This window comes from Sediminibacterium goheungense (assembly GCF_004361915.1).
Classification (GTDB): domain Bacteria; phylum Bacteroidota; class Bacteroidia; order Chitinophagales; family Chitinophagaceae; genus Sediminibacterium; species Sediminibacterium goheungense.
Window position 1 is genome coordinate 88,481 of record NZ_SNWP01000013.1, and the last position, 12,579, is coordinate 101,059.

Sequence of the window (12,579 nt, forward strand, 5' to 3'; positions counted from 1 at the left end):
TATGAGCACACCTCTTGAACCAATAGAACAATTCCTAAATAACCCGGGTATAACTTACGGAGCACATGGTAATTTCGGATATGTTCATGACTTTGCTATTTCGCCGGAAGCATTTTTATCCTTTGCGGAAAACGATTTAGACTCGGGTCAGAGCCATAAGGATATCAACGCGCTAAGTAATGCAAAAAGAGCTATAGAATGCCAAATGGAATGTATCCTCAAGGCCTTTACTTTATTTTCTTCCAGAATTACTTTTCCTGAAAAACAGGTGATACTGACCAAGATCGGTTTACCAGCTAGTACGATGCTAAACCGATTTAATAAAATTAGGAATGATCTTGAACATCGGTATTTGCCACCTACTCCGGAACAAGCACGCGAATCGGTTGAATTAGCTGATATGTTTATTCGGTCTAGCAGGAACTACCTTGATGATTTTACCTCTTACTTTGAAATGGAAAACAGCGAAACTGGAAAAAAGATATGTTTTGATATTAACCACGATTCAACAACAATTTCAGCAAGGATTATTGATAGTAGTTACGATTCTCTTAACGACTATATGAATAAGCTTCCCGCCACCAATACTCCAGACTCTTTGATAATTTGCCAGCAGCCGCAAGCTGAATATGATCGTCTACTGAGGCTTTTCGGGTTTCATATGTTGAGAATTAGGCGTAGGACATTTTCCGATAAGCGAAAATGGCATTTGTAGTAATATCTAAAAATGCGACAACCAACAAGTCTTTCATCCTGCGAATCTTCTATTTCTATCACCTTTGGTGAAGTATCAAGCACCTTGTAGCTATTCACATAAAGAAAAGTCTATTATTAACTATCACTCCTAATTTTCTACTAACGAATTACCAAACTCTACACTAAATCGCACCATTTTAATAATAAAAGTATAGCCATTTAGAGTTTTCCAAATGGCTATACTTTTATCATTAAAACTCCTACTTACCCCCTTCCCAATCACCCTCAACATCTCCTTCACCGCTGCTTCTATCTGTGTATCCTTACCATTGATGAGCGCATCGTAAGGCAGGGTGATATCGGGTTCCAACTGAAAATTTTCTAAGGGTCTTTTTTCTTTTACGCCATATTCGCCATCATGGGTATGCCAAATACCAGGGTGGGGTTTATCTGGGTTTCCCACCAAACAAAAGTGCTGGTACCCGGTACGGACATCGCTGTATGGCCTGCGCACATGAGCAGAAAATGCAGCTGTCAGACCTCTTACAAGGCTAAATATTTTGCATACTTGATAATTTTATGTAATTTAATAGAATATTTGCCAAAGCTGCCCCTTTTATGAAAGCAGTACTTTCTATCTTTCTATTATGTACCCTGCTCACAGGTTGCGACAAATACACGGAGAAACTGCATGAAACCAGCTCCTGTAATTTTGTTGATTTCTATTATACTGGGGATACCACCATTTCATTGGGGCCAATTTCCAACCATTATATAGTGGTAGCTTTTGACAGCAATGCCACAGAAAGCCAGATCAGAAATTTTATTGCCGCAGACAAAGAATTGGATCCTTCTTATCAGTTCAAATTGTATGCTGATAAAGTTACGGCCCTGAAATTTGCACAACCCAAAACCTGCGAAGAAATAACCGCAACGATTGCCCGCCTGCAAAAAAATGCCATAGTGGTATTTGCACACTATACCATGCAAACCAATGATTGCAGCGATCATGTTGGCAATACGATGGGGAATCTTTGTGTGAACAGTTATAGCAATCATTTCTATGTTAAAGTGAAAAATGAAAATGATATAACGGATCTTGAAAAATTAATCAAGCTAACCAATACCGAAATGGTTCAACAGAATGGTTTCATGTCCAAATGGTTTACCGTAAAAACCACTAAACATTCAAAAGGAGATGCCATGCAAATGGCCAACTATTTTAAAGAGTCAACACTTTTTGACTTTGCAGAACCTAACCCCTGGAAATTACCAGTTGAATGATGGCATTTTTTCTACACGGTCTCCGATATTGCGCTACCCACAGTTATCCTTCCGTATAGGTCTGGAGAACCTGCACAAGAGAAATACCAGGCCACTTACCCATCAAACTTTCAGCACAAGACACGGCCCAGATACGGCTATGATCCGAACCTGATCTGAATAAAACCCCTACTTTCAGGAAAAGACAAGACCGACAAGCTATCAGATATGTTTTTTATATATAAAAAACATATCTTACATGCAATTTCTAATTACCGATAATTTAAGTGATTCGTTTAAAAATTTACACAATATTTTCCTTGTTTTTTTGTGTCAATGTTTTATTTACTGAACATGTTCACGCTCAACTAATTTCCACTATTGCAGGTAATAATTCATATGGATCCACAGGTAATGGGGGCCCTGCAACCGCCGCTAACTTAGCAGACCCACGTGGGCTGGTTATTGACAAAGCAGGAAATATTTACTTTGATGACTATGCCCATTCTGTTATCAGAAAAATAGATGTAAATGGTATTATCACTGTTTTTGCTGGCACTACTGGTCAATCCGGATATTCTGGAGATGGTGGATTGGCTATAAATGCTAAACTAAAAGCACCTACATGGCTTGCTATTGATGCATCAGATAATATTTATTTTACAGACCAGAATAATCTGGTCGTCCGAAAAATAAGCAGTCAGGGAATTATCAGTACTGTAGCAGGACAAACAACCAGATTCAGCTATTCACCAGACGGTACACCGGCGCTAGATGCATATCTTGATGCTGTTTCAGGTTTAGCAGTTGATCAGGCAGGAAATCTTTATTTATCCTGTGCAAGTCGGCACCAGATCAGAAAAGTGAATACCTCTGGTATCTTATTAACCGTTGCAGGTGATCCTGTAAAAGCAGTTTCTCCGCAAGCTTTTACAGGAGGTTTTTCTGGTGATGGCGGGCCAGCCATTAAGGCAGAACTTAACTGGCCCTATGCTGTTCATATTGACAAGGACGGGAATATTTATATTCCTGATTCCAGAAATCATTGTATCAGGAAAATCAATACTGCTGGCATTATAAGTACCATTTCCGGAACATCGGTAAAAGGATATACCGGCAATGGTGGCCTCGCCACAGATGCCACTATGAATATTCCGGTAAGTGTTGTATCTGATCACTCCGGCAACCTTTACATAAGTGATCAGCTCAATAATACCATTCGTAAAATTGATAATGCAGGAATAATCTCCACGATTGCAGGAATAGGTGTATATGGCTACACAGGAGATGGAGGGCCGGCTACTGCTGCACGTTTAGCTGATCCCTGGATGTTGGCATTAGACCCAAGTGGTAATATTATTTTTTCCACCGGATCGCTTAGTAATTCAGCCATCAGAAAAGTATCTATCTGTGGGCAAATTGCACAAACAACAGGTATTCAGGAAATTTGTATTGGCTCCAACACTTTACTTTCAAATACCACAGCAGGTGGTAGTTGGAGCATCGATAATCCTTCCATTGCATCGATTGATGCTTCGGGAAAAATAACAGGAATCGCAGCGGGGAAAACAGTTGCCAGTTATAATAAAACCATTGGTACTTGTGTTGTATCGGCACCATTAGCCATAACCATTACCGGGCCTCCTACTGCATCTCCCATAACAGGAGCCTCAACCATTTGCGAAGGATTATCCACCACATTAAATACAACTACCCCAATGGGTAACTGGAGCAGTAGCAATTCAGGTATTGCATCTGTTGATGCATCAGGTAAGGTAACCGCAATAGCACCTGGCAGCACTATTATCAGCTATGTTGCAACGAATACATGTGGCACTTCTACTTTAACAAAGTCAATCACCGTTAATCCTACACCCAATATACAGTCTATTACAGGCCCTACAGAACTATGTGCTTCTTCAAAAATAGTTGTCAGTAATAATACTACCGGTGGCACCTGGAGTTCATCTAATCCAGCGGTGGCTACTATTAATGCAAATGGTGAAATAACAGGTGTTTCAGAAGGTAACAGTACCATTCAATACAGTGTAACAGCATCAGGATGCAGCAATCAATCTTCCATGCTGGTTACTGTTAAATCTTTACCAGCTATTACGCCTATTACAGGTCCTTCATTAATATGTAAAAATTCAAGTGCTCAATTGAGTAATGCTACCAGTAATGGCGTTTGGAGTAGTAATAATCCATCTGTGCTTTCTATATCTCCCAATGGTCTGGCGAATGGAATTTCATATGGTATAACATCCGTTAATTATACAATTAATAATAATGTTTGTGGAAGCTTAACAACTTCATTTACTATTAAAGTAGCTCCCATACCATCTGTTTCATTTACTATGCCTGTTATTTGCTTACCTGCTGGTAATGGTAGATTCATAAATACATCCACCATTATCGATCAATCAGAAAATGAATTCAAGTATCTGTGGAGCTTCGGTGATAATAGCAATGTTTCATCATTACAATCCCCATCACATACCTTTTCATCAACAGGACCTTTTATTATAAAACTGACCGTAACATCCAAAGAAGGTTGTAAAGACTCACTTTCTCAATCTTTGAATACAGTCTATCCACAGCCAAAAGCAAGATTAACTACTACTGCAAATGAAGTATGTGTTGGAGAAGAAATTAAGTATACAGGACTAGTTGACCCAGCAGTTTCATCTATCCGTTCTTATCATTGGAGTTTTAAAAATAATGATAGCTCTTTTGTAAAAGATCCTACTTATCGCTATACCGATTCCGGGCTCACCTACACCCAGTTTTACTTTTTTGATCAATATGGCTGTGTAAGTGATACGGCTAAACAACAAATCGTAGTGCATCCCTTCCCCAAACTCATTATGCAGAATAATAACGGGGTACTTGAAGGGGGGAAGATTTCCCTTGAACCAAAATACTATTATGGCAATTCTTTACTTTTCCGTTGGTCACCGTCTACGTATCTCAATAATACTACCATCGCATCGCCTATCAGTACACCCACTAATGATATAACCTATTTTCTTACCTTAACTGGTCCTGGCTCCTGCAGTGTAACAGATAGCATTGCTATAACCGTTTTTAAAACACCCATTATCCCAAATGTATTTTCGCCAAATGGTGATGGCATCCATGATACCTGGAAAATAAAATATTTAATCAGCTATCCCAATGCTGATATCCGGATTTTCAACAGAAATGGACAGATCGTTTTCCGATCGACTGGTTACAGCAAGGAATGGGATGGAACAATGAATGGAAAACCTGTACCGATTGGTGTGTATTACTATATCATAGATTCAAAAAGCGGAAGACCATACTTTACCGGCTCTGTTACCGTGATAAGATAATACTACGATATATTCCTATTTGATTGTACGAAATGAATATGATTACCGAAATATCTACGACTTAAACACAGAGTGAAGAATACAGCATCTATTGGTCATTTGCGATCATCAATACCGTGATCCCCCAACTGTGAAATTATAAGTAAACCTGAGACCTATTGAAACACCGCTTGCTTTCTTTGATGAAAAAGATTCGATGTAAGTAGCAAGATCAATCTGACGCCCGGCCCTGTCTGGTTGAAAAAGAAAACCAAATGCAGCACCTCCCACTACCCCATTAAATTTAATATCCACATTTCCTTCAGCATTATCGTAATAACTTTCTGCACCATATACATTAAAGCCTAATTGCGGCTCCGCATATATACCAGTTCCTTCGCGGTTAAAAGTGTACTTATATCCTACTTTTACAGGAATATATCCAACCCCATAACTGGTGGATTCCTTTTCAAAAAACAACTTAACCCCCGTTTCCATCGTAATAAAATCAGCTTCACCGGATGGGAATGCAAATTTTAATATCGCACCATATCCCAGCCCATATTTATTCCCTCTGCGGGGAAGCATATGCGAAAGTTCTAATTGAGAAAATAAATCTGAGGAACAAAACAAAATAAAACAGGCAGTCAATAACCACCTCATAAAGGCCTTCTTCATAACCATAACAGTAGTTTGTTGGCAAAATTTGGTTGCACGGCAAATATATAATATTAATTAATATAAAAAAATCACTACTCTCGCATCAAGGCTAAACCGCAAATATTGTTTCAGTTGAAAAATTAAATAAAACATCAACCAGCAAAAGGATGAAAAATGCTATTGTTGCTAAAAAGTTTACGGATACAATAAATATTTCTTCCGCATTTCCTTATAGGCACTCAACCCCGGCTCCCAGCTTTTACGGATTTCTTCTTCTGAAACGCCATTGATTATTTGTTGTCTGAATTCGCCCACACCAATCTGCACTTCTATAGAATTCATCTGATCACTCAGTCTTTCAAAAAACTTCTCTTTGAAAGGATGTGCTTTATAGAGCTCCATGATCCAGCCGATATTGATTTTTTTACTCTTTCTTAATTTCTCTACATCATAGTTACGCAGATCGAGTCCATAACATTCCTGATCCATAAACAAAGGTTTCTCTGCCATACCCTTGATGCTGGTGGGGGTGTAAGAAAACGAATAAATACCTTTCAGTTCCGGACTACCCAGCACCGTAAACGGATACATGGTACCACGGCCATGGTTAAGGTATACCCCTTCAAACATACAGGTGGATGGATATAACAGGATGGCCTGCTGTGTATTTAAATTGGGAGATGGTTTTACAGGCAATGTATAAGGCATATCGTGGTTATAATTGGCCACAGGAACAATACGCAGGCTGCATTTTACTTTATTGGCCAGCCATCCTTCCCCATTGGCCATCTGTGCAAACTCAGCCACTGTTAGGCCGTGCGACATCGGTATGGGAAACATACCGATACCCGATCTGTATTTCATATCCAATACCGGACCATCTACCAGGTAGCCATTCGGATTGGGGCGGTCGAGTATGAGTAATTCTTTTCCATTATCTGCACAAGCTTCCATTAAACGCGAGAGTGCATTGATATTGGTATAAAAGCGAACGCCTACATCCTGTATATCGTAGATCATGATATCAACATCTGCAAGATCTTCTTTACTGGGTTTGTTTTTCTTTCCATAGAGTGAAATAATCGGAATACCGGTTGCCCTATCTTTCTCATCAGCAACTTCTACCCCCGCACTGGCATTACCACGAAAACCATGCTCAGGACCAAATACTTTTACGATATTCACCCCAAGCTTATGCAGGCTGTCTACCAGATGCACTTTACCAATAATGGTGGTGGGGTTAGCCAATATGGCAACACGCTTTCCTTTTAAGAATGGCAGGTACTTCTCCGTCTGGTCGGCACCGGTGCGAATGGATTTGGCATTTATTGCATCCGCTGCAAATGATGGCAGATTACTGAATATAAACAGGCAAACAAACGGTACTATCCATTTCTTCATATAAGGGCAATTGAAGGTTAAATATAAGTACAATTCTAAAGGAGGCGAATTGTAAAGCCACCAATGCACAGATTACCTGAACCAGTCTGTACATTGGTGGCTTTCTATAAACAGGAACACTCAAATAGCAAACATCCACCGTACATCAAACCTGTCAATGATTTCTATCAGCGGTTCCTGGTCTTCCATTACAACTAGGGTATTTTCATAATCATACAATTGCACGATAAAATGTTTTCTTTCTTCACAACTCCTACACAGGATCAGTACTGCCATATAGTTACCTACCCTTCTCCCTTCATGATACACCAGATCAGAACCCTGTATCGTTACTATTGGCGAGTGTAATACTGCCCTTATAACGGGTCTGTCTGCATAGGTGCCAATTTTTTGTGTAAAGTCTTCAATAACCAGGTCGCCGCCAAAACAGGCATGATACAGCGTAAATGCCTCGCGGCAGTTACCACTGAATGTAAGAAACACACCACTTCCTGTATGGGTTACAGGTGTATTCATTTGTTGGCTTTTGTTTCATTTTCCTTTTTCCGGAACAATAGTAAATCCTGTATCAGTTTCTCTGGTAAGGGTTCCTTGTTCGGAATCTGTATGGCGGCTTTACTTACTTTATAATGCTTTAGCTGCTCTTTGAAATGTTCGAGCAATGCCTGACTAAATGGGTGCGACAGGGTAATATGCTTATCGAATGCTGCATAATAAATCAGGTAACCCTTATACTTGAAACAGGGTATCTGATAACTAATACATTCTTCTACATCCGGGACCAGTTTTCTGATCATCTTTCTGATCTTCTGCATTCTTTGCAAAGCTTCTCCGCTGAATGCAGCATGGTATTCATCAATATGCTGGTAATTGGTTTTAGCCATGTTGCACTGCTTGAGGTTGAAAACGATAGGATATAAATAAAATCACACCTACTACCACCGGCATCAGTATAAAGCCGATGTTACCATCTACCATCATATGACTGATGACCGCAAACAACAGGTTGAAACTGAGACCTGCATAGGCCCACTCTCTCAGTTTAGCGGGTAGTCGGGTAATAGCAATCGCAGTTGCACCCAGTACTTTGCAGACAATCAATGTATAGGCGAAATAATCCGGGTAACCGAGGGGCTTGGTGCCTGCGTTCACATATTCCGGCATAAACAATACAGTTGACAATGGCATCACGCCTTCCCATAAAACAATGATAATGGTAGCGATCCAGAAGATGATTTTGTTGCGTTTCATGATGAGGTGTTTTAAGGTGGGTCTATTATTTGTTCGTGACATATTGAACAAAATTGTTCAGAATGGCCTGCCAGCCCTGCTGTTGAACCTCGACCGGGTTTTCAGCCTCAGCATCAAAAGTGGTGGTAATCAGCACCTGGTTTTCTTTTTCTTCAAAAAGCGTGGTAACCTGTCTGCCATCGGCCATGGTATAGCTGATTTCTTTGTTGGGTACCACCAGATCATATACCCCTCCGAAATCAAATCCGAAACTACCATCTCTGGCTTCCATCCTGTGTTTAAAAGAACCGCCGGTACGCAGGTCATTTTCACTACTCGGACAATGCCAGTCTGGATGTGCCGTATTCCATACCTTTATGTCTTCAGGATTGTTCCATGCATCCCATACTTTCTGAACCGGTGCTGCTACCTGGGCTGATATGGTAATTTTTGTGTTTGTGCTCATTTTCTTAAGTTTATTGATGGATTGTTGATTGACCCTGCAAAGATGTATCACCCATCCTTAGATTGCAATACTTGAAAACGACAAGTTTAGGGGTGGATTATGACATTGGATTATTTTTATTGTTAGATATAATAGAGCCAGCCATGCGTGTATCTGTTTTTGTTCCCGAATATGGTGTTATCGAAGCCATTACACCCCCTTTCAGGTCATTTCATACGGCTAATGAATTCCTGACGGCATTTGGCAAAGAGCCTGTATTTGAAGTAGAATATGTGGGGCTTCATACCCATGTTCCTGCCAATAACGGGGAATACACGATTAAGACAGACCGCTTATTGAAACAGGTGGAGCAAACTGATCTGTTGATCATTCCGCCTACTTTTGGAGATACCGCCCGGGGCATTGAAGCCAATGCAGAAGCCATCCCCTATTTTACAAAACTATATAAGCAGGGTACCAGTCTGGCAAGCCTCTGTATTGGTGCTTTTCTTTTGGCAGAAACGGGTTTATTGAATGGTAAGAAATGTTCTACACACTGGGCCTATATCAGCGAATTCAGGGAAAAATATCCGGAAATAGAAGTAGAAGACGGGGCCATCATTACGGAATATGAAAATATCTACAGCAGTGGTGGTGCCAGCAGTTTATGGAACCTGGTTTTATACCTGATAGAAAAGTTCTCGGATAAAGAAACTGCGGTTATGATCTCCAAATATTTTGCCCTGGATATTGGCCGCGATAGCCAGGCCCAGTTCGCCATCTTCAGAGGCCAGCGTAACCATACAGACACAGAGATACAAAGGGTACAGGATTTTATTGAGAAGAATTATGAAGAAAAACTCAGCATTGAGCAACTGGCTGAAATGATCAATACCGGACGAAGAACTTTTGAAAGAAGGTTTAAGCAAGCTACCAGTAATGCCCCGATTGAGTACCTGCAACGTGTGCGAATTGAAGCCGCTAAAAAACATTTTGAAAGCTCTAGAAAAAATGTAACCCAGGTAATGTATGATGTGGGGTATACAGACACCAAGGCTTTTCGCGATATCTTTAAAAAACTGACCGGCTTAACACCGATTGAATACAGGAACAGGTTTGTGAAAACAGTGGCTGAAATTTAATCAACCGAGATTTTTGTAATGGAGAAGATATCTGATAACAGATCATTAGCCGCTCCCTTTTTGGCTATGTATTTGATAATCAATGTCTCAAAACATCCCTTTTCTGCGCAGCAATATGGATGATATTTTTTCAAATATTTTAGGTATCTTTATATATCCCCCGTTAGATTTCCTCATCCAGTCCTGAAATAATATCATGCGTAAATCGCCGTTTTCCTTATTATTATTTTTCCTGGTATTTATCGGTTGTGGTAAAGACGACATGTATAATGAGGCTGACAGATTCTGCAATTTTAAAGGGTATTACTATCCTAATAATGTGGCTAATTTGATTGGCGAATTATCCAATGACTACATCATGCTGGGCTTCGACAGCATATATAATGAGTCTGAGATAAGGAAATTCATATCAGCTGAAGCCGAATTCGATCAGCAGTATAATTACAAGCTTTTGGGAAAAGATTTTGCTGTGCTGAAATTTAATACACCTAAAACCTGCTCAGCAATAGCAGCTTTTATTGCGAAAATGCAAAAAAGCCCCATAGTGAGTTATGCCCATTATACCATGAAAACAAATGATTGCAACGATCGTTTTACCAGATTTGGGCTAATGCTGGGCTTTACTTGTATAACTATCTATAGCGATATTTTTTCCGTAGAAGTAGCAGATACGAACAAACTTGCTGATTTGTACCAACTGGTAGCTGAAACAAAAACAGAACTATTGCCATACGTCAGCTCATCCCCTAATGTGTTCATGCTGAAAGCCACAAAAAATTCGAAAGCCGATGCGCTAGCAATGGTCAATTATTTTTTTGAATCGAAACATTTTGTATCAGTAAAGCCTGATTTGTACAATTATGCGGTTAAATAAACATCTTACACAAGCTCAGGGAGAAAAAATATCCTGGCTTACATGCGTTCCGGGTTTATAAAGGTGTTTATTAAAAATCGAAATGATAATTCAATCCCACACCTACCATACCCACATGATCTTTATTGAAGTTACCCTGCTGGTAACGTAACTGTAGTTCCAGGCTCCCGAAATCATGTCCAAATGATTGTGACCAGGTAAAACCGGTATTACTGTCAGTAGCCGTTCCTACTGTACTTTTTGCTTTCAGTGTATAGAAACCCAGACCTACCTGACTTTCAAAAAATAGTTTTTTATAGGTTTTCCGATACCCGAACAGCAATGGAACAATATGATAACCCGATGAAACACCCCCCACCAGTGTTTTTACCTTAAAGTATTGGTAGCCTGCCGTAAGTGTTAGATAATCTCTTGTTTTGAGCAGATACATACCTTTTACATTGGCGCCCAATCCGGTGTTTACCACTTTTCCGAAATCACCTGTTGGCAAGGCAAGTTCAGGACTTATCTGCAAATGCCACCGGCTTTCCTGGGCATGCACCATAAAAGCACTTACCAGCAGACATATCAGTATTGTTATTTTTTTCATATAGGTCTTTTATCAGGTTTTGATTTATTTCTTATACAAAGGAGTGCGTTTCAATAAGTACTGTAATGTGATCTTGTAAGCATTATCACTGCTCCAGAAACTCTGGTGATCCTGGCTGAAGAGGTTTTCTCCCTTGTCATTGAATACACTCATGGTAACAGATGTACTGTAATTCTGAACTGAAGTACTATACCCGCTATAAGACGATCTTCCGTTAATGGAACCAATGACATTTTTATTATTGTTATTGTTCAGCTTAACTGTACTTGAACCAGAACTGATATTGCTGGCACTTGTTTTATCCTGTCTGATAGATCCCTGTAATACAAATTCTACTCCCAATACATCACAGATTTCACCCATGGTAAATCCACGGATATTGCCACTGTTTACACCCGCTTTAATCAGCAGTGCATTGGTTGTATTGGTAGATTGTAACTCGAGCATACCCGCATGTTTCGACAAAAAAGAAAAAGCTTCATTCTGAACAGCATATGTCATCTGCTCACCCGCATCCTGCTTATCAATCAGATAAGAGAAAGGCAGAATGGCTACTTTATTGTGGTGATCGCCTAGTCCTGAGACTACTACGGGTTTGGGATTGGCATTCCCAGGTGTGGTATTCGCTGTTTGAGATGGCAATGCCGGTTTATTAATAAATTCTATACGGCCACTGGCATAGGTAATTTTAAGGATATCGGCTTTTTTGATGGTGTATACAAGGGTTTCGCCTTTATACACGAATTTGATATCCGCATCATTGATTTCGGTTACCTTACCTACCATTTCATCACCATTGATTTTTAGTACCACATCGCTGTTGTTATTGGTTTGTGCGATGACAGAAAGAAAAAATAAAAAAAACAGTAATGTTCCGATGATCTTTTTCATGATGTACATTTTAAAATAGGGTACCTGATACCATTCAGGTAATAAGCCTATGC

The 12,579-nt window shown here is 39.8% G+C and carries 14 protein-coding genes; 5 read left to right on the forward strand and 9 right to left on the reverse strand.

Annotation, left to right across the window (positions count from 1 at the left end):
• Position 1: 1 nt before the first annotated feature.
• The gene (locus BC659_RS14170; RefSeq protein ID WP_133475473.1) at positions 2-715 is read left to right on the forward strand and encodes a hypothetical protein; all 714 of its coding nucleotides are present in this window, start codon (positions 2-4) and stop codon (positions 713-715) included.
• 129 nt (positions 716-844) lie between these two features.
• On the opposite strand, the gene BC659_RS14175 is transcribed toward BC659_RS14170, so the two are convergent.
• On the reverse strand, positions 845-1,159 hold the full coding sequence (locus BC659_RS14175; RefSeq protein ID WP_133475474.1) for a hypothetical protein: 315 nt from the start codon (positions 1,157-1,159) through the stop codon (positions 845-847).
• 155 nt (positions 1,160-1,314) lie between these two features.
• Between BC659_RS14175 and BC659_RS14180 the strand changes: the two genes are divergently transcribed.
• A complete protein-coding gene (locus BC659_RS14180) occupies positions 1,315-1,980 on the forward strand; it encodes a hypothetical protein (protein ID WP_133475475.1) in 666 nt (221 codons plus the stop codon).
• A 299-nt stretch (positions 1,981-2,279) separates the two neighbouring features.
• The gene (locus BC659_RS14185; protein WP_133475476.1) at positions 2,280-5,315 is read left to right on the forward strand and encodes an NHL domain-containing protein; all 3,036 of its coding nucleotides are present in this window, start codon (positions 2,280-2,282) and stop codon (positions 5,313-5,315) included.
• A gap of 108 nt (positions 5,316-5,423) precedes the next feature.
• Here the strand turns inward: BC659_RS14185 and BC659_RS14190 are convergent, their stop codons facing one another.
• From BC659_RS14190 to BC659_RS14215, 6 genes are all read right to left on the reverse strand, one after another.
• Entirely contained in the window at positions 5,424-5,882 is a 459-nt protein-coding gene (locus tag BC659_RS14190; protein ID WP_133475477.1) for a hypothetical protein, read from the reverse strand.
• A 267-nt stretch (positions 5,883-6,149) separates the two neighbouring features.
• The gene (locus tag BC659_RS14195) at positions 6,150-7,355 is read right to left on the reverse strand and encodes an exo-beta-N-acetylmuramidase NamZ family protein (protein WP_133475478.1); all 1,206 of its coding nucleotides are present in this window, start codon (positions 7,353-7,355) and stop codon (positions 6,150-6,152) included.
• A gap of 120 nt (positions 7,356-7,475) precedes the next feature.
• Complete coding sequence (locus BC659_RS14200; RefSeq protein ID WP_133475479.1) at positions 7,476-7,871, reverse strand: VOC family protein; 396 nt, start codon at positions 7,869-7,871, stop codon at positions 7,476-7,478.
• Positions 7,868-8,239, reverse strand: coding sequence for an iron chaperone (locus BC659_RS14205; RefSeq protein ID WP_133475480.1), 372 nt, complete (start codon positions 8,237-8,239; stop codon positions 7,868-7,870). The genes BC659_RS14200 and BC659_RS14205 overlap by 4 nt, the downstream gene beginning before the upstream one ends.
• Positions 8,232-8,606, reverse strand: a complete 375-nt coding sequence (locus BC659_RS14210; RefSeq protein WP_133475481.1) for a DoxX family protein — start codon at positions 8,604-8,606, stop codon at positions 8,232-8,234. The genes BC659_RS14205 and BC659_RS14210 overlap by 8 nt, the downstream gene beginning before the upstream one ends.
• 25 nt (positions 8,607-8,631) lie before the next feature.
• Positions 8,632-9,051 carry an SRPBCC family protein gene (locus BC659_RS14215; protein WP_133475482.1) on the reverse strand — a complete coding sequence of 140 codons (420 nt, stop codon included), beginning with the start codon at positions 9,049-9,051 and terminating at the stop codon, positions 8,632-8,634.
• Positions 9,052-9,122: 71 nt separating this feature from the next.
• On the opposite strand from BC659_RS14215, the gene BC659_RS14220 reads away from it, so the two are divergent.
• A complete protein-coding gene (locus tag BC659_RS14220; protein WP_246027151.1) occupies positions 9,123-10,172 on the forward strand; it encodes a GlxA family transcriptional regulator in 1,050 nt (349 codons plus the stop codon).
• 196 nt (positions 10,173-10,368) lie between these two features.
• Complete coding sequence (locus BC659_RS14225; RefSeq protein WP_133475483.1) at positions 10,369-11,046, forward strand: hypothetical protein; 678 nt, start codon at positions 10,369-10,371, stop codon at positions 11,044-11,046.
• Positions 11,047-11,116: 70 nt separating this feature from the next.
• On the opposite strand, the gene BC659_RS14230 is transcribed toward BC659_RS14225, so the two are convergent.
• Both BC659_RS14230 and BC659_RS14235 read right to left on the reverse strand, forming a co-directional pair.
• A complete protein-coding gene (locus BC659_RS14230) occupies positions 11,117-11,635 on the reverse strand; it encodes a hypothetical protein (RefSeq protein WP_133475484.1) in 519 nt (172 codons plus the stop codon).
• A 24-nt stretch (positions 11,636-11,659) separates the two neighbouring features.
• Positions 11,660-12,526, reverse strand: a complete 867-nt coding sequence (locus tag BC659_RS14235; RefSeq protein ID WP_133475485.1) for a hypothetical protein — start codon at positions 12,524-12,526, stop codon at positions 11,660-11,662.
• Positions 12,527-12,579: the final 53 nt, after the last annotated feature.

Coding starts and splice junctions, on each gene's coding strand:
- BC659_RS14170 (WP_133475473.1), top strand. CDS start 2: ATGAGCACACCTCTTGAACCAATAGAACAATTCCTAAATAACCCGGGT.
- BC659_RS14180 (WP_133475475.1), top strand. CDS start 1,315: ATGAAAGCAGTACTTTCTATCTTTCTATTATGTACCCTGCTCACAGGT.
- BC659_RS14190 (WP_133475477.1), bottom strand. CDS start 5,882: ATGCTTCCCCGCAGAGGGAATAAATATGGGCTGGGATATGGTGCGATA.
- BC659_RS14195 (WP_133475478.1), bottom strand. CDS start 7,355: ATGAAGAAATGGATAGTACCGTTTGTTTGCCTGTTTATATTCAGTAAT.
- BC659_RS14200 (WP_133475479.1), bottom strand. CDS start 7,871: ATGAATACACCTGTAACCCATACAGGAAGTGGTGTGTTTCTTACATTC.
- BC659_RS14205 (WP_133475480.1), bottom strand. CDS start 8,239: ATGGCTAAAACCAATTACCAGCATATTGATGAATACCATGCTGCATTC.
- BC659_RS14210 (WP_133475481.1), bottom strand. CDS start 8,606: ATGAAACGCAACAAAATCATCTTCTGGATCGCTACCATTATCATTGTT.
- BC659_RS14215 (WP_133475482.1), bottom strand. CDS start 9,051: ATGAGCACAAACACAAAAATTACCATATCAGCCCAGGTAGCAGCACCG.
- BC659_RS14225 (WP_133475483.1), top strand. CDS start 10,369: ATGCGTAAATCGCCGTTTTCCTTATTATTATTTTTCCTGGTATTTATC.
- BC659_RS14230 (WP_133475484.1), bottom strand. CDS start 11,635: ATGAAAAAAATAACAATACTGATATGTCTGCTGGTAAGTGCTTTTATG.
- BC659_RS14235 (WP_133475485.1), bottom strand. CDS start 12,526: ATGAAAAAGATCATCGGAACATTACTGTTTTTTTTATTTTTTCTTTCT.